We start from the raw sequence: 15813 nt of genomic DNA on the forward strand, positions 1-15813 counted from the left end.
CTACAGCGCGACTGGCGCAACGACATCGAAGGCCTGGGTAATCTCTTGTCCCAGCGCATTCCAAACTATCGCAACTTGATGAACAGCTACTCGGCGTTGACTGCACGCCAATCGTAAGTCTGGTTTGCAACCCAAGGCCCGCTTTTGCGGGCTTTGGGCATAGGTTTCATGGTGAACTCTCGCCCATTGCGCTTGATGAAACTCCCCTCCCCCATACGGCTTGAGAGGATTTGGATTTGTGACTATTGCGGCGGTACTCCCTCGATCAAGTAGACATCGGTCTTGGCTGAACGCTGGCGGACTTTCCTCAGTTCGGTGTACTCCGCAGAGTTGTACCAAGCCTGGGCTTTTTCGACGCTCGCAAACTCGATGACAACACGGCGTCGCTTTGGCGCTTCACCTTCAAGCGAGATGGTCTTCCCACCACGCACGATGAAATGCCCTCCATAGGGTTTGAAGGTTGATTCAACCTGTGCACTGTAGGGCTTCATCCCCTCGGGATCGGTAACCTCAAACTCCGCGACATAGTAGGCCGCTGGTGCTGCCGCATGGTCGTCCGATGCCATTACGCGACAACTGCCCGCCGCAAAACACGCCAGTCCCGCCATTGCAATTGCCATCACCTTTAAATTTTTCATCGCTTTGCTCCATTGAAAAACCAGCTTGCCCAGCGCGCAAATCTCTTTCGAACTAGCCGGTTACGAGCCAGGCCGGGGGCTAAGTTCGATTGGCGTGGTTTCAATCAAGCGCTTCGACAGAATCATCGACTTGGTTGTGGCAGCGTACTTTTTGAAGTGCGGCGATTCGATATGGCTTTGGTATGCCGAGTCGCTGGCGTAGATTTCGAAGAAATGGAACCAATTTGGGCGGTCGACTTCGGCGACGGCGTAGATTGATATGACGCCCGGCTCTACTCGAGTCGATTCTGAGATCTCCTCTTTGACTGCGGCTTGATAGGCCGCAACCTGTGCAGGATCGATTTCGAGTTGCGCGATGCGTACCACCAAGCCATTTTCTTCGGCGGCCAGCGCTTGTCCCGCAAGTAATCCAACCAATGCGACCACTCCTAATAAACGTTTACCCATCAGGTTTCCCCCTCCTTCACTGCGGCAGCGCATTCGCCACCACGTAATCACCCTTCTGCGTCGTGGCTGAATTACCGCCAGCGCTGACGATTAAGTATTGTTGGCCCACCGCGAGTTGGCATGCCGATTGGCATAGGTAGGTGGGTGGCGATTCCGAGATGGATTGGCCTGTGACATAACCGGAGGCGCTACTGCTTAACCAGAGAACCGCGTTGGCGATCTCCTCTGGTGAGGCCACCCACGCTAATCAAGGAGTAAGAAGATGAATATGGGGCAAATGTGGGATGTTCTGATGAGTGTTACTCAGCAATCCAGGTAGCGACTGCGCTAGAGGGCTCGAGTCAGTAGAAGCAGGCGCACAGCCGGACTAATGAGAGATATTCATTGCTTCATGTCGGTTTTGCCGTGTAGTCCGCAGGAGGGTCTTGCAATAGTTTGTCAGCTCTATCGCATATCCAGCAGGAGCTTGCCTCATGAGAACACTCGTCACCGCCTCGATGCTGACTGCCGCGATCCTGTCCGACGCATCTGCGCATGCAGCGGATCTTCCGAAGGATCAAGCCATGAGCATTGTCAGGAATGGCGACCAAGCCTCACTGATGGGGGCTCCAGGCAATTTCGTCGGCAACGTAAGGATCGACCCTCTTTTCGCTGCGCGTGAACCCTCTACTGTTTCTGCGGGTGCGGTGACATTCCAGCCGGGGGCTCGATCGGCTTGGCACACACATCCCAAAGGCCAAACGTTGGTAGTCACCACAGGCGTTGGCTGGATTCAGCAGGTGGGCGGTGAGAAAACTGTAATAAAGCCAGGCGATGTAATCTGGACACCGCCCGACGTTAAACACTGGCACGGGGCGACCGCGACCACGGGAATGACCCATATCGCGATTCAAGAGGCTGTGGATGGAAAGAATGTCGTATGGATGGAGCCAGTCAGCGAAGCGCAATACGAGGCATCGCGATGAGGCCTTTTCAAGCAGGCGTCGCCTGCCTTGGCCTGCTCCTGGCCGATTGTGACTCAACGGATCGCGCCGGCCACCGCTAGCTGATGATCGCTGGCTCATCAAGGGGCTGCAGCTCGCGGATCAGGTCGATAAGCAGACGCAGCCCCATCGGTAACTGCCGGTGACTGGAGTAGTACATGTGAAAACCAGGTGCGATGCTGGCCCAATCATCAAGAACAGTTGTGACGTACCCGCTCGCGATAAGAGGCGCCATGGCCGGCTCTGGCGCATACATCAATCCGGCCCCCTGACGGGCTAAAGACAGGCCGACACGGGTTTCGTCAATTGTAATCAACCCAGGAACCGCAATCGAAACTGCTTCCTCGCCCTTCTCGAACTCCCAGTCGTACATACAGCCGTTGCCCAAGCGAATGCGCAAACAGCGGTGCTTGAGCAAATCCTGCGGATGCTCTGGAACACCAAAGCGCTTCAGGTATTGCGCAGCGCCAGCCACGACCCAGCGAATATCCGGAGACAAACGTTGAGCGATCATGTCCTCCGGAACAGTGCCGCCGTAGCGTATACCTGCGTCATGGCCTCCGCCGATAACATCGACGATCAGGTTGGTAACAGTCAGGTCAATCTGGATTTCCGGGTAGCGGTCGTTGAAGACGGGCAATACGGGGCCGAGCAACAGATCTGCGGCATCGCTGAGCAAGTTCAAGCGAATACGACCAGTTGGCTCATCTCGGAAACGATTTAGAACCTCCATGGCCTGCCCCATCTCAAGCATGGGCTCGCTTATCAGGTTGTGCAGCTCTTCGCCCGCCGCAGTGAGGGTGACGCTGCGAGTGGTGCGATTGAGTAGACGAACGCCGATTCTGGTTTCCAGACCCTTGATAGCATGGCTCAAGGCGGAGGCACTGATCCCAACCTCTATGCCAGCTCGATTAAAGCTCTGATGGCGAGCAATTGCGAGAAAGTAGACAAAGTCTGCGAGGTTGGCGCGGCTTATATTCATGAGGCCTCACAACTTGGATTTGGGATGGAAGCCAGACCAGCGACCACGTCAGAGGATTCTACCGTCCACATAGATGTATATTTGATGAGTGTTTCTCATCAAATAGTCTCACTTTACTCATCAGTTGGGCGATCGCTGGTCAATGCATGGGACAACGAAGACTCTGATCAAGGCCACCGCATTGACAGCCATGGCTGCCAGCAAAAATAACGGCAAGATGTGAATTTTTTCGTGCCTTCCTGTATCTGATCAGAAAGAAGCAGTGCTATCAAAAAGATGGCATCGGTAAAGGCAAGCTCGTCTGGCCTGCGCCACACCGCAGCTCAGTGGTATGCATCAGGTCAAATCAGATACAGGGTGGCTCGCATGAAATCACCTGAGAAAGCCGTTAATCCGATCGGATTGGAAGACATCACCATTGTCGACGACGCGAAAATGCGCAAGGCGATCACTGCCGCTGCACTCGGCAACGCGATGGAGTGGTTCGATTTCGGCGTCTATGGTTTTGTTGCCTATGTTCTCGGCAAGGTATTTTTCCCCGGTGCTGATCCCGGTGTGCAGATGATTGCCGCGTTGGCCACCTTCTCGGTTCCGTTCCTGATCAGGCCTCTGGGCGGTTTGTTTTTCGGTACGTTGGGCGACAAGTACGGTCGCCAGAAAGTCCTGGCGGCCACTATCGTGATCATGTCGCTCAGCACGTTCGCCATCGGGCTGATTCCGTCGTATGCCTCGATTGGCATCTGGGCGCCGATCCTCCTGTTGCTCGCTAAAATGGCCCAAGGTTTTTCAGTGGGAGGTGAATACACGGGTGCCTCGATCTTCGTCGCCGAATATGCTCCGGATCGCAAGCGCGGTTTCCTAGGCAGCTGGCTGGATTTCGGCTCTATCGCCGGCTTCGTCTTCGGCGCAGGTCTGGTCGTGCTGATTTCCACCATTCTCGGTGAAGAGCAGTTTGAGGCATGGGGTTGGCGCCTGCCCTTCTTCCTCGCCCTGCCCCTGGGCATGATCGGACTCTACCTGCGTCACGCGCTGGAGGAGACACCGGCGTTCCAGCAGCATGTCGAGCAACTGGAACAGGGTGATCGCGAGGGCCTTGCCACTGGCCCGAAAGTGTCTTTCAAGGAGGTGGCCACCCAGCACTGGCGCAGCCTGATGACCTGCATTGGCGTAGTGGTGGCCACTAACGTCACCTACTACATGCTGCTCACCTACATGCCGAGCTACCTGACACACAACTTGCACTACAGCGAAAATCACGGCGTGTTGATCATCATCGCGATCATGGTCGGCATGTTATTCGTCCAGCCGGTAATTGGGCTCATCAGCGACAAGATTGGCCGCCGCCCCTTCATTATCTTCGGTAGCGTCGGCCTGTTCTTCCTCGCCATCCCGGCCTTCATGCTCATCAACAGCGGCAAGATCGGCCTGATCTTTTCCGGTTTGCTGGTGCTGGCTGTGCTGCTCAACTTTTTCATCGGCGTAATGGCTTCCACCCTTCCGGCGATGTTTCCCACTCACATCCGCTACAGCGCCTTGGCCAGTGCCTTCAACGTCTCGGTGTTGATCGCGGGTCTTACCCCTGCCGCCGTAGCCTGGCTGGTGGAAAGCACGGAAAATCTGTATATGCCGGCCTACTACCTGATGGTGATTGCCGTGGTGGGGCTGATAACCGGCGTAACGATGAAAGAAACAGCCAACAAACCATTGCGTGGTGCAGCTCCGGCGGCTTCCGACATTGAGGAAGCGCATGAACTGCTTCAGGAACATCACGACAACATCGAGCAGAAGATCGAGGACATCGACAAAGAAATTGCCGAGCTGGAAGCTAAACGCGAGCATCTCGTGCAGCAGCATCCGCGAATCGAATAGCGCGGCGACTGGACGTGAGATCCACTGCCGGCACCCCGGGGGGTGTCGGTGTTCCAAAATTATGAACCTGTCCCGACGAAACGGAGCGTGCCCTAGCCTAACGCGGTATCGAGAAACATCATCACGCCAAAACCCAACATCAGTCCCAAAGTGGCGGGCGTTTCATGACCGTTGCGATGCGTCTCTGGTATGACTTCATGGGAGACCACGAAGATCATTGCCCCCGCAGCAAGGCCAAGTGCGATGGGGTAGCCCAGGGCAAAGCCACTGGAAATGCCAAGGCCTACGAGGGCGCCAAAGGGCTCCATCAAGCCAGACCCCACTGCAATCAGTGCCGCGCGCAGCGCCGAGATGCCGGTCACCCGTAAAGCCATGGCGACGGCCAAACCCTCGGGTATGTCCTGGATGGCGATCGCGGTCGTCAGCGGTATACCGACCTGCATGTCGCCGGTGGCAAAGCTGACACCAATCGCCATGCCTTCCGGCAGGTTATGCAGGGTGATCGCCAGGACGAAAAGCCAGACTCGATCGATACGCTTGGCTTCAGGCCCGCGCCGGCCGGTTTTCTCATGTTCGTGAGGAACAAATCGATCAAGGCCGATCATCAATGCAACACCGAGCGCCAATCCCAGCACCACGATACTGGCCGCCAGCAAACCGTTACCGGTGAGTTCCTTGGCCGCTTCGATGCCCGGCAAGATGAGCGAGAAAGAACTGGCAGCCAGCATCATCCCTGCAGCGAAGCCAAGCATGATGTCCTGAGTGCGCGCCGCAATATCGCGCAGTGCAAGCGCCACGACAGCCCCCACGGCTGTCGCAGCAAAGCCCGACAGCCCACCAAGAAAAGCGAAACGCAGATTGTCCTTGTTGGCCCCGGCGAAAGCTCCGTAACCGCTGACCATCAGCACTATCATCACGGACAGTAGAGCCAGCCAAAACACCATGCCGCCCCATCCCGAACGGGTCACCTGTACAAACAAGGCGCGTAAGGGGGCTACAAATGAAGAAGGCGGTTCCGACATGCAGGGCCCCTTACTTTCGTGTTGCGCGTTCAAGGGCGCATCCGAAGGTTCGAATTTTATGAGCGGTGACAAGCCCCGCTGGATACAGGGCTGGATCACGTTTTTTACCGGGGATCTTGCTGTCTGTCCATTACCGCATTGTCCGTTTCTTCACGCACCCGGTCGGGATCCATTCCGGTGCTGTCATCATCAAGCGGACGCTCACCTTCGTTATCAGGTAACTCGTCCATGCCCTCCTCCTTCATCGGGTCGACTTCAGTGCGACCAGGACTCAGTGGATCGGGTGAAGTTGGCATCGGGTCGTCTTGTCCCGCACCGCCCTGCAACTTTGGATCAATATTCATACGCACCTCTCAGCACCCTCACCATTGAGGATGTATAGCTTGGAGATGCTTCGAATTTCGAGCGTTCGATTTATCCGCGTACCGATCGTCGACGTCCTCCGGGGCAGCCATTGAGTCATCTCGATGGAACATTGCGCGAAGCGTCGTCCTCTATCGCAACACCAAGACACTCTGAGGACGCCGCCATGATCGATCCAAAAACCGGTATGAAGCCAGGCGAGCGGTATGTCGTCGAAAGCCTGGAGCGTACGCAACACTTTCCAGGATTCTTCCTCGACGGAAAGTATTACCTGGGGCCCGAGTTGATGACGACGGTCGGATGGCTGGAAGGACAGACGTTTTTTTACGATCAACTCGACCCTACCGGAGAACCGGTGTTTGCGAATCGGGTCGCTGGCACTATTGAAAATCTGACGCTCATCCTGGCAGATGGTGCACGTCTGAACCTGAACGAGGTGAGGTACAATGCTCGAGAAGAACCCACCCCACCCGAAGTCGATAAAAGTCCCGATGTGCTCGTTCACCCTGTGTCCTCGGCGCTCAATGAAAAACTGGTGGTGATCACCGGAGCTTCAAGTGGGATAGGTCGTGTAGCAGCCCATGCATTTGCTGACAAGGGCGCACGCTTGGTGTTGAGTGCGCGTGACGAGGCCGCACTTGATGACGTTGTCGAAGAATGCACAGCACGTGGCGCTTCAGCCCTGGCCGTGCGCACCGATGTCACGAACAGTGAGCAGATGCGCGCTTTGGCAGACCAGGCCGCTGCCTTCGGCAACGGACGCATCGACATCTGGATCAACAATGCCGGTGTCGGGGCGGTAGGCAGTTTTGAGGAAACGCCGCTGGAAGCGCATGAGCAAGTACTGCAGACGGACCTGTTGGGTTACCTGCGCGGCGCCTATGTGGCATGGCCGTTTTTCAAAGAGCAGAAACGTGGAATCCTGATCAATACGTTGTCACTGGGCAGTTGGGTTGCACAGCCATATGCCGCTGCCTATTCCGCCAGCAAGTATGGCTTGCGTGGTCTGAGCGAAGCGTTGCGCGGTGAACTGTATGACTATCCAGATATTCATGTCTGTGACATTTATCCGGCTGTCATGGACACCCCAGGATTTCGTGACGGTGGCAATTTCACTGGCCATGCGCTGAAACCCCCGCCGCCCGTTTATGACCCACATCTCGTCGCCGAAGCCATGGTGGCTTGCGCATTACGTCCGAGGCCGAGTACTACCGTCGGCGCAGCTGCAACGATGGCACGGATAGCGCATTTTTTGCTGCCGGGCTTTGCGTATCTGTCGGGCTGGTTGACTCGCTTAGGCTTGCAACACAGGCCGCAGACTCAGGCCACGTCGGGCAATCTGTTTAACCCATCGAATGCTCAACGCCAGGTTGAAGGTGGATGGCGAGTAACGACGCAACGGCCCTCGCTCGCTGTCGTAGTGGGCGCGACGCTTTTGCTGGGTGGCTTGATGTTCGCTTTGAAGCGCCATGGTCGGCAGTCAGATCGGCCGCGAGGTAAAGGTCGCAAAGTCAGCTGAGGCGCGCAGGCCGTCGTTCAGGCGCGCCATTGAGCAACGAACTACGCTTCATTCAGAATTTATGGTTTAACTAGATAGTTACCTAACTATATAATGCCCCCCTCATTTCAACGGGACATACAACGTGAAGCAGAGTCAACGCCTCTCGGGCGTATCAAAATTCATTCTGGTCGGGCTGGGCGTGATCATCACCCTCCTCGGCCTGGCGCTGGCTGCGGGCGGCGTGAAGTTGGTCAGCCTGGGAGGCTCCTGGTACTTCCTGGTGGGTGGGCTGGTGATGGCCGTTTCCGGTCTGCTGATCGCTCGCTTCAAACTGGCCGGTGCCTGGTTGTTCGCCGCGTTTCTGCTGGGCACGGCGATCTGGGCGGTGAGTGATGCCGGGCTGGAGTTCTGGCCGGTCTTCTCGCGCCTGTTCATGTTCAGCGCCGTTGGCCTGGCGGTCACGCTGGTCTACCCGCTGCTCAAGCGTGCCAATGGTGGCGTGCCAGGTCGCGGTGCCTATGGCATCGCTGCGGTGTTGGCGATTGCGCTGGCGGTGGCCGCTGGCAACATGTTCGTTGCGCACCCGACTGTCGCCGCCACGGGCACTGGCCCGGGCCTGACGCCCGTCGAGCCTGCCAACGCGCAAAAGGACTGGGCGCACTACGGTAATACCGAGGGCGGTAGCCGCTTTGCTGCGCTGGATCAGATCAACCGCGACAACGTCGACAAGTTGAAGGTCGCGTGGACGTACCACACCGGTGACGTCGCCGAGAGCGATGGCAATGGCGCCGAAGACCAGCTCACCCCGCTGCAGGTCGGCAACAAGGTGTTCATCTGCACCCCGCACAACAACCTGATCGCACTGGATGCCGACAGCGGCAAGGAACTGTGGAAAAACTCGATCAACGCGCAGTCGAAAGTATGGCAGCGTTGCCGTAGCATGGCGTACTTCGACGCCTCCACCGTCATCGCTCAGCCGAGCAATTCGACGATCATCGAAGCCAAGCCCGCGCCGGCTGCCAATTGCCAGCGTCGTCTGCTGACCAACACCATCGATGCCCGCCTGATCGCGGTCGATGCTGACACCGGCGAGTTCTGCCAGGGGTTCGGCAACAACGGTCAGGTGGATCTGAAGGCTGGACTGGGTAATGTCCCGGACAGTTACTATCAGCTGTCCTCCGCTCCATTGATGGCCGGCACGACTGTCGTGGTGGGTGGTCGCGTGGCTGACAACGTGCAAACCGACATGCCGGGTGGCGTGATCCGTGGTTTTGACGTCATCACCGGCGCCATGCGTTGGGCGTTCGACCCGGGCAATCCGCAGGATCGCAATGCGCCGGCAGAAGGCAGCACTTATGTACGCAGCACGCCGAACAGCTGGGCGCCGATGTCCTACGACCCGGCGACCAACACGGTGTTCCTGCCGATGGGCAGTTCTTCCACCGACATCTATGGTGTCGAACGCAGCAAGCTCGATCACACCTACGGCGCCTCGATCCTGGCGCTGGATGCCACCAGCGGTGAAGAACGCTGGGTCTTCCAGACCGTTCACAACGACCTCTGGGACTTCGACTTGCCGATGCAGCCGAGCCTGATCGACTTCACCAAGGACGGCAAAACCGTACCGGCGCTGGTCATCGGCACCAAGGCCGGGCAGATCTATGTGCTCGATCGTGCCACCGGCAAACCGCTGACCGACGTTGAAGAAGTGCCGGTCAAGGCGGCCAACATCCCCAACGAACCGTACTCGCCAACCCAGCCGAAATCGGTGGGCATGCCGCAGATCGGTGCCCAGCACCTGACCGAATCCGACATGTGGGGCGCGACCCCGTACGACCAGCTGTTGTGCCGTATCGATTTCAAATCGATGCGTTATGACGGCCTGTACACCGCGCCCGGTACCGACAAATCGCTGAGTTTCCCAGGCTCGCTGGGCGGCATGAACTGGGGCAGTATCTCCACTGACCCGGTGCACGGTTTCATCTTCGTCAACGACATGCGCCTGGGTCTGTGGATTCAGATGATCCCGTCGCAGAACAAAGGCCAGGCCACTTCCGGTGGCGAAGCGTTGAACACCGGCATGGGCGCTGTGCCGCTCAAGGGCACGCCATATGCGGTGAACAAGAACCGCTTCCTGTCGGTGGCCGGTATTCCTTGTCAGGCACCGCCGTTCGGCACGCTGACCGCCATCGACATGAAGACGCAGAAAGTCGCCTGGCAGGTTCCGGTCGGCACCGTTGAAGACACCGGTCCCCTGGGTATCCGCATGCACCTGCCGATCAAGGTTGGTCTGCCGACCCTCGGCGGCACCCTGTCGACGCAAGGTGGCTTGATCTTCATCGCCGGCACCCAGGATTTCTACCTGCGCGCGTTTAACAGCGGCAACGGTGAAGAGGTGTGGAAAGCCCGCCTGCCAGTCGGCAGCCAAGGCGGCCCGATGACCTACGTCTCACCGAAGTCCGGCAAGCAGTACATCGTCATCACCGCCGGTGGTGCGCGCCAGTCGACCGATCGCGGCGACTACGTGATGGCTTACGCCTTGCCGTAAGCCCCCGTGCCCGCCTCACTGGCGGGCACTCTCTCTGTGCGCGGCACCTGCGGGTGCCGCGCCGCTTTGCGCAATCATTCAAGATTCCACCTGGAAGACTCACATGTTCTTGGCTGTTCGCTTTTCTCATGCAGGCTGGCTCAACGGCTTGCTGTTGGGCCTGACCTGCAGCGCCACCCTGCCCGCCTTCGCCGATACCGATTCGAACCTCTTGACCCGCAATACCCTGACCGGTGATTGGGGTGGTCTGCGCCACCAGATGGATCAGGACGGCATCAAATTCACCGGCGATTACAGCGGCGAAACCGCCTACAACGCCGATGGCGGCCTGCACCGTTCGGCCCGTTACTCGCAGAACATCAAGCTCGGCGCGCAGTTCGACCTGAGCAAACTGTATGGCGCGGATAACGCCGGCAAGATCCAGCTGACCATCAACGACCGACGCGGCAATAGCGCCTCCGAGGATCTGGTCGGCAACCGTCTGCCCATCCAGGAAAACTACGGCGGTCTCTACACTCGCCTGACTGAACTGAGTTACGAGCGCAGCCTGTTTACTCCGTCGCTCAACGTGAAGCTGGGCTATATGGCCATGGGCAACGACCTCGGTGGCCTGGACAGCGGCATTCTCTGCAACTTCATGAACGCCGGTTTCTGCGGCCATTCGCTTAACATGTCCGGCGGCAGTGGCTGGACCAACTACCCCAACGCCCACCTGGGCGTGCGCGTGAAGTACGACCTGTCGTCGTCCTGGCAGCTGCGCGTGGCGGCCTTCAATGTCGATCCCGAGAGCAACGGCAATTCCAGCCGTGCCTGGCACCTGGGCCCGAAACATACCACCGGGACCGTGGTGCCGATCGAACTGGTGTACAAGCACGCGGGCGAGTTGCCCGGCGAGTACAAGGTTGGCTACTACTACGACAGTTCCGATGTGCAACGCATCGGCAGCGATAAGGAAGTGTCCAGCCGCAGCGGTCATTACCTGCTGATCGATCAGGCCGTGTGGCGTTCGCAAACGTCCGAGGGTCGCAGCCTGCACGCCTTCGGCCAATACTCGGCGGCCAGCGAAGCGGCTTCACCGTTCAGCAAGTGGTACGGCACCGGCGTGGTCCTGTACAAACCGTTCGAAGGTCGCCCGCGTGACACCGTCGCCCTGGGTTATGGCCGGGCTGTACCCAACCCGCGCAGCCGCGATGCGCAGGAGGACGCCGCGCTGGCCAACGGCACAACGTTGCCGAACCTGGACAGTGCCGAACAATTGGTCGAACTAGGCTACGGCTACCAGGCCACTCCCTGGCTGACGCTGCGCCCGAATATGCAATACATCATCGAACCGGGCGCATTTTCCGGGCAGGACATCGACAATGCACTGGTGCTCGGTTTGCAGGTGAAAGCTACGCTCTGAACGGTCGATTTCCATCGCCAGTGGTGGTCACACCATTGGCGGTGAAGTCCCGACCGCCAAGGACTTTATAAATCTCGGAAACCACCTGCATCGTGGCGTCTTCGATCGTTCCTTCATTTCGGCATAAAACCCAGCCGTGATCTGCAATCGCCCGCTCGAACGACTGGGTACAAGCGACCTGTTCTTCCAGCTTATGGATCACCGTACTGCTCAGCCCACGCCCTCGTGCCGCTGCCCTTGCCCATGAAATATCAGGGTCGGTGACAACGCCGACATGCAGGTCTGGCACTTGCACGTTTCGATCAATGTTCAACTGCAGAATCTCTGCAAACGGGACTATCCGGCGAAACGCGGCATCAGACGGGTACCAGCGATCGATCAGGATGATGCTGTCAGGTGGCTGTTTAGCCAGCACGTGCCGGGAAATCCAGCTACGGCTATCAGCCAGGCGCTCACAAACCCTCAACTCCAGCTCCCGGGCGGGATTTCTGACGAGCTTGTTGACGAGGGCCATTGTTTCACCCCTGTAGGGATCGCTTTTTTTCTCGCAAAGCCGGATCACCTTTCTGTTGTCTGCCCTCAGTGCTTTCGTAACGGCTTCCAACAGTGTGGTTTTACCGGTTCCCTTGGGCCCATCCAGAGAAACAAACAGCGGACGATTCATTCATCACTTAACGATTGAAAGATTGATGAACACTCTAACCTGATTAGATCAAACTATGGCTGAGGATCCACGCATCCGCTGGCGATTCGTCAGGCCTGCCTGACCGGTTTTGCGTGAGCACGCGTTGCGCTTGCGCGAGCGCGCCACTCTCATAGAGCACCAGGGCACGCACACTATCGGCTTGCGTGCCAGCCGGGGCAAAACACTCCAGGCGCAGGCGCGCCGTCGCCAGGCATCCCTGGCTCAGGTCGATGAGGCTTTCCAGCGCCGTCGCCGCGCAGGCCAGGTCATCCACACCCTGCCCGATCGCCAGGGACAGCCTGCACCTTGCCTCGTCGAACCGCCCGAGGGCCATCAGGCGCGAGGCCGCCCGCAGGGTGATGGCGACGTCCAGAGGTTACGGCTTCCAGACGGCCGCAAGATCGCCGACGTCGAGTGCGCTCATGATCCCTGCCGTGTGCTCGCCACGGGCCGGGATCGAACCTGGCACCTGGACCCGACCATCGAACCGTGGCGCGGGACTGGTTTGCAACAAGCCGTCGCGTTCGAAGTACACGCCCCGCTCCACCATATGGGGGTGCTGCGAGGCCTCGCGGGGGCTCAGGACCGGGGCGAAACACACGTCGGTGCCTTCGAGCAGGTCGCACCAGTGTTCCTGCGGCTGGCTGGCAAACACTTCGGCCAGCAACCCGCGCAGTTCCTCCCAGCGGCTCATGTCCCACTGCTTGGCGAAACGCGGGTCATCCTCCAGGCCCAGCTTGTTCAGCAGCAGTGCATGGAATTGCGACTCCATCGAGCCCAAGGCCACGTACTTGTCGTCCGCGCAGCGATAGGTGGCATAGAAATGCGAGCCGTCATGCACGCTCTTGCCGCGCTGTTCCTTGAGCAACCCGCGGCCCTGCAGCGACAGCATCAACTGCATCATGTGCGCCGAGCCGTCGACGATGGCCGCGTCGACCACCGTGCCCTTGCCGGTCTGCCGCGCATTGAGCACACCGGCCAGGATGCCGATCGTCAGGTACAGCGCACCACCGCCGATATCACCGATCAGGGTGATGGGAGACGACGGCGCTTCGTTGGCGGTGCCGCTGTGATAGAGCGCACCCGACAGGGCAATGTAATTGTTGTCATGACCTGCGACATGGGCCATCGGACCGTCCTGGCCCCAACCGGTCATGCGCCCGTAGACCAGGCGCGGATTTCGCGCCTGGCAGTCCTGCGGACCGAGACCCAGGCGCTCCATGACGCCCGGGCGCATGCCTTCGATCAGGACGTCGGCGCTTTCGATCAGTTTCAGGACCAGATCGCGGCCTTCCGGGCTTTTCAGGTCAGCGACCACCGAACGCTTGCCGCGGTGAATCGGGTTGGCCGGTGGCTTGCCCGTCATGCCGAGCGGCAGCGCATTTTCGCGTTCGACCGCGATCACATCCGCGCCCAGGTCCGCCAGGTGCATGGCACAAAACGGCCCTGGGCCGATCCCGCAAATTTCTACAATCTTGATACCTGAAAGCATTTCTTTCCCTCCGGACTGCGACTGCGCCTTGTATGGAGGACACGCTAGCAAAGCCCGCCACGAAGCATGGCCCCCCGCTACGGGGGGCTCGGGACGGAACCCCGGGTTGGTTACTCTAAGACTTAATCCTCAAGCCATAACAACAATAGAAAGGAAGAACACATGTTTGCTCTACGTTCCCATTGGACACTGCTGGCGGGACTGCTGACGGTTCCGACGCTGGCCCTGGCCCAGGACGTCGCCGCGGGTGGCCGACCAGCGTGTCGTCGACGTGGGCCCGAACGTGCCTACCGTGCAATCGGAACAGTCGGTGGCGGTGGCTGAAGATCACACTGTGGGAGCCAGCCTGCTGGCGATCGCGTCGGGTCAGTCAACCTGGATGTTAAAGCTGATGCCCTCATCCCCAGCAAGCTAGCTCCCACAGGGATCTGTAGTGGCTGCAGGACTTGCGTACGCTGAAGATCACACTGTGGGAGCCAGCCTGCTGGCGAGGCGTCGGGTCAACATCGTCGAAACGAGGTTTATCGAACCCCTCCCGAAGCGACAGGTCTGATCCTGTATACCTCCTCGGAATAATCCAATGTCCGCTCAACACACCCTTGTCGTACTCGCTCGGGGCGGATATGCCGCTCGGGGCGTCCTGTATCTGATCATAGGTATCTTCGCTCTGCTGGCGGCTCAAGACTCGACAAAACCCAAGGACAGTCACAAAAGCCTTGAGGCACTGTTAAGCCAGCCTTTCGGTTATGTCCTGGTAGGACTGGTTGTGGCGGGCCTGATCGCCTTCGCCGGGTGGCGAATATTGCAAGCCATTCGCGACGTCGATCATCACGGTACGAAGCTCAAGGGGTTGGTGATTCGTGCAGGATTGTTGGCGGGAGGTTTGATCAACGGCGCTCTTGCGTTTTTTGCATTGGGCCTGCTCATCAGCGGCGTCAGAAGCTCAGGCAATTCCGCAGGTGGCGAGACATCGGATCTACTGGCCCATCTTTTGTCCTGGGATCACTCAAGCGTGCTGGTCTACCTCGTGGCGCTGGTCCCACTCGGCGTAGGCATTGCTCACATCATCAAGGGATGGAAGGCCTCGTTCGAGAAGTATTTTGAGGCTGATGAGGACGTGATGCGCTACGTACGACCGGTGGCTCGTTTCGGACTCATAGCCCGAGGCGTGGTGTTTATCGAGATAGCTCTGCTGCTGGCAATCAGCGGCTCCCGTTATAAAACCGCTGATCCTCCAGGCATGAAGGAGGCCCTTGATGCGCTCCAGAACCTGCCAGCCGGGGTTTTGATCCTGATGGTGATGGCATTTGGTTTGATTGCCTTTTCGGCTTACAGCTTTTCCGAGGCTGCCTGGCGCAAGATAAACATGGATGTGCCGGGAGTATCGGGATCCTAATCGCTACGGGATGGCAATTCAGAAGGAGGTAAGGCGTTTGGCCTATCTTGATTGGGTTCAATGGCCGGCGATGGTTGTCACTGTGCTGGCCGCATGGCTGATCGGATCTCAGCAGCCAAAAAGGCGAATGATCGGGTTCGTTTGTTTCAGCTTAAGCAATGTGTTGTGGGTGATTTGGGGCCTGTATGCACACGCCTACGCGCTGATCGTCCTGCAGATTTGCCTCTTCCTCATGAACCTTCGCGGGTTTAAAAAGAACTATAAAGGCCAGTATAACTAGTGTTCCCGGGACGTTCGGGAGCCGTAAAGATTCTTTCTGAACCCTCGGGCATTCATGCCCAGGAGTACACACTCAAGGACGATCAACGCCTGAGCGTTGGAGTGTAGCCCCCAAACAACCCACAAAACATTGCTCACGATGAAGCCCCAAAAGGCGATCATCCGCCGACGTGGTCGTTGCGAACCAATGAACCAGGCCGAGATCA

The 15813-nt window shown here is 58.4% G+C and carries 16 protein-coding genes and 1 pseudogene; 9 read left to right on the top strand and 8 right to left on the bottom strand.

Annotated elements, in window-relative coordinates:
* Positions 1-117: pseudogene (locus SOP95_RS29145) on the top strand (hydrolase); the annotation flags it as partial.
* A gap of 125 nt (positions 118-242) precedes the next feature.
* Here SOP95_RS29145 and SOP95_RS29150 read toward each other — a convergent pair.
* Positions 243-638 carry a DUF1330 domain-containing protein gene (locus tag SOP95_RS29150; RefSeq protein ID WP_323609196.1) on the bottom strand — a complete coding sequence of 132 codons (396 nt, stop codon included), beginning with the start codon at positions 636-638 and terminating at the stop codon, positions 243-245.
* 60 nt (positions 639-698) lie between these two features.
* Positions 699-1085, bottom strand: coding sequence for a putative quinol monooxygenase (locus tag SOP95_RS29155; protein ID WP_274075213.1), 387 nt, complete (start codon positions 1083-1085; stop codon positions 699-701).
* Between the two features lie 473 nt (positions 1086-1558).
* On the opposite strand from SOP95_RS29155, the gene SOP95_RS29160 reads away from it, so the two are divergent.
* Positions 1559-2050: a (R)-mandelonitrile lyase gene (locus SOP95_RS29160; RefSeq protein ID WP_323609197.1), complete on the top strand. Its 492-nt coding sequence runs from the start codon at positions 1559-1561 to the stop codon at positions 2048-2050.
* Positions 2051-2126: 76 nt separating this feature from the next.
* On the opposite strand, the gene SOP95_RS29165 is transcribed toward SOP95_RS29160, so the two are convergent.
* Positions 2127-3050, bottom strand: coding sequence for a LysR family transcriptional regulator (locus SOP95_RS29165; protein WP_323609198.1), 924 nt, complete (start codon positions 3048-3050; stop codon positions 2127-2129).
* Between the two features lie 366 nt (positions 3051-3416).
* Between SOP95_RS29165 and proP the strand changes: the two genes are divergently transcribed.
* A complete protein-coding gene (gene proP / locus SOP95_RS29170; RefSeq protein ID WP_274075354.1) occupies positions 3417-4919 on the top strand; it encodes a glycine betaine/L-proline transporter ProP in 1503 nt (500 codons plus the stop codon).
* 92 nt (positions 4920-5011) lie between these two features.
* Here proP and SOP95_RS29175 read toward each other — a convergent pair whose 3' ends face one another.
* Entirely contained in the window at positions 5012-5941 is a 930-nt protein-coding gene (locus tag SOP95_RS29175; protein WP_323609199.1) for a ZIP family metal transporter, read from the bottom strand.
* A 104-nt stretch (positions 5942-6045) separates the two neighbouring features.
* Entirely contained in the window at positions 6046-6285 is a 240-nt protein-coding gene (locus SOP95_RS29180; RefSeq protein WP_323609200.1) for a hypothetical protein, read from the bottom strand.
* A gap of 185 nt (positions 6286-6470) precedes the next feature.
* Between SOP95_RS29180 and SOP95_RS29185 the strand changes: the two genes are divergently transcribed.
* From SOP95_RS29185 to SOP95_RS29195, 3 genes are all read left to right on the top strand, one after another.
* Positions 6471-7823 (top strand): SDR family oxidoreductase, encoded by a 1353-nt coding sequence (locus tag SOP95_RS29185; protein WP_323609201.1) that lies wholly within the window; start codon positions 6471-6473, stop codon positions 7821-7823.
* 124 nt (positions 7824-7947) lie between these two features.
* Positions 7948-10353 carry a glucose/quinate/shikimate family membrane-bound PQQ-dependent dehydrogenase gene (locus tag SOP95_RS29190; protein WP_323609202.1) on the top strand — a complete coding sequence of 802 codons (2406 nt, stop codon included), beginning with the start codon at positions 7948-7950 and terminating at the stop codon, positions 10351-10353.
* A gap of 103 nt (positions 10354-10456) precedes the next feature.
* A complete protein-coding gene (locus SOP95_RS29195; RefSeq protein ID WP_323609203.1) occupies positions 10457-11755 on the top strand; it encodes a carbohydrate porin in 1299 nt (432 codons plus the stop codon).
* Here the strand turns inward: SOP95_RS29195 and SOP95_RS29200 are convergent.
* The 3 genes from SOP95_RS29200 to SOP95_RS29210 are packed head-to-tail and all read right to left on the bottom strand — an operon-like array spanning position 11745 to position 13932.
* On the bottom strand, positions 11745-12419 hold the full coding sequence (locus SOP95_RS29200) for a dTMP kinase (RefSeq protein WP_323609204.1): 675 nt from the start codon (positions 12417-12419) through the stop codon (positions 11745-11747). The genes SOP95_RS29195 and SOP95_RS29200 overlap by 11 nt on opposite strands.
* Before the next feature lie 43 nt (positions 12420-12462).
* Positions 12463-12774, bottom strand: coding sequence for a hypothetical protein (locus SOP95_RS29205; protein WP_323609205.1), 312 nt, complete (start codon positions 12772-12774; stop codon positions 12463-12465).
* Between the two features lie 42 nt (positions 12775-12816).
* Positions 12817-13932 carry a CaiB/BaiF CoA transferase family protein gene (locus SOP95_RS29210; RefSeq protein WP_274075233.1) on the bottom strand — a complete coding sequence of 372 codons (1116 nt, stop codon included), beginning with the start codon at positions 13930-13932 and terminating at the stop codon, positions 12817-12819.
* Between the two features lie 162 nt (positions 13933-14094).
* On the opposite strand from SOP95_RS29210, the gene SOP95_RS29215 reads away from it, so the two are divergent.
* From SOP95_RS29215 to SOP95_RS29225, 3 genes are all read left to right on the top strand, one after another.
* Positions 14095-14256, top strand: a complete 162-nt coding sequence (locus SOP95_RS29215; protein ID WP_323609206.1) for a hypothetical protein — start codon at positions 14095-14097, stop codon at positions 14254-14256.
* A 256-nt stretch (positions 14257-14512) separates the two neighbouring features.
* Positions 14513-15328 (top strand): DUF1206 domain-containing protein, encoded by an 816-nt coding sequence (locus tag SOP95_RS29220; RefSeq protein ID WP_323609207.1) that lies wholly within the window; start codon positions 14513-14515, stop codon positions 15326-15328.
* Between the two features lie 37 nt (positions 15329-15365).
* Positions 15366-15608 (top strand): hypothetical protein, encoded by a 243-nt coding sequence (locus tag SOP95_RS29225; protein WP_323609208.1) that lies wholly within the window; start codon positions 15366-15368, stop codon positions 15606-15608.
* Positions 15609-15813 lie beyond the last annotated feature (205 nt).

It is taken from the genome of Pseudomonas sp. YuFO8 (genome assembly GCF_035065025.1).
Classification (GTDB): Bacteria; Pseudomonadota; Gammaproteobacteria; order Pseudomonadales; family Pseudomonadaceae; genus Aquipseudomonas; species Aquipseudomonas putida_AE.

Coding starts and splice junctions, on each gene's coding strand:
- SOP95_RS29185 (WP_323609201.1), top strand. CDS start 6,471: ATGATCGATCCAAAAACCGGTATGAAGCCAGGCGAGCGGTATGTCGTC.
- proP (WP_274075354.1), top strand. CDS start 3,417: ATGAAATCACCTGAGAAAGCCGTTAATCCGATCGGATTGGAAGACATC.
- SOP95_RS29175 (WP_323609199.1), bottom strand. CDS start 5,941: ATGTCGGAACCGCCTTCTTCATTTGTAGCCCCCTTACGCGCCTTGTTT.
- SOP95_RS29195 (WP_323609203.1), top strand. CDS start 10,457: ATGTTCTTGGCTGTTCGCTTTTCTCATGCAGGCTGGCTCAACGGCTTG.
- SOP95_RS29165 (WP_323609198.1), bottom strand. CDS start 3,050: ATGAATATAAGCCGCGCCAACCTCGCAGACTTTGTCTACTTTCTCGCA.
- SOP95_RS29205 (WP_323609205.1), bottom strand. CDS start 12,774: ATGGCCCTCGGGCGGTTCGACGAGGCAAGGTGCAGGCTGTCCCTGGCG.
- SOP95_RS29150 (WP_323609196.1), bottom strand. CDS start 638: ATGAAAAATTTAAAGGTGATGGCAATTGCAATGGCGGGACTGGCGTGT.
- SOP95_RS29210 (WP_274075233.1), bottom strand. CDS start 13,932: ATGCTTTCAGGTATCAAGATTGTAGAAATTTGCGGGATCGGCCCAGGG.
- SOP95_RS29200 (WP_323609204.1), bottom strand. CDS start 12,419: ATGAATCGTCCGCTGTTTGTTTCTCTGGATGGGCCCAAGGGAACCGGT.
- SOP95_RS29155 (WP_274075213.1), bottom strand. CDS start 1,085: ATGGGTAAACGTTTATTAGGAGTGGTCGCATTGGTTGGATTACTTGCG.
- SOP95_RS29215 (WP_323609206.1), top strand. CDS start 14,095: ATGTTTGCTCTACGTTCCCATTGGACACTGCTGGCGGGACTGCTGACG.
- SOP95_RS29160 (WP_323609197.1), top strand. CDS start 1,559: ATGAGAACACTCGTCACCGCCTCGATGCTGACTGCCGCGATCCTGTCC.
- SOP95_RS29180 (WP_323609200.1), bottom strand. CDS start 6,285: ATGAATATTGATCCAAAGTTGCAGGGCGGTGCGGGACAAGACGACCCG.
- SOP95_RS29220 (WP_323609207.1), top strand. CDS start 14,513: ATGTCCGCTCAACACACCCTTGTCGTACTCGCTCGGGGCGGATATGCC.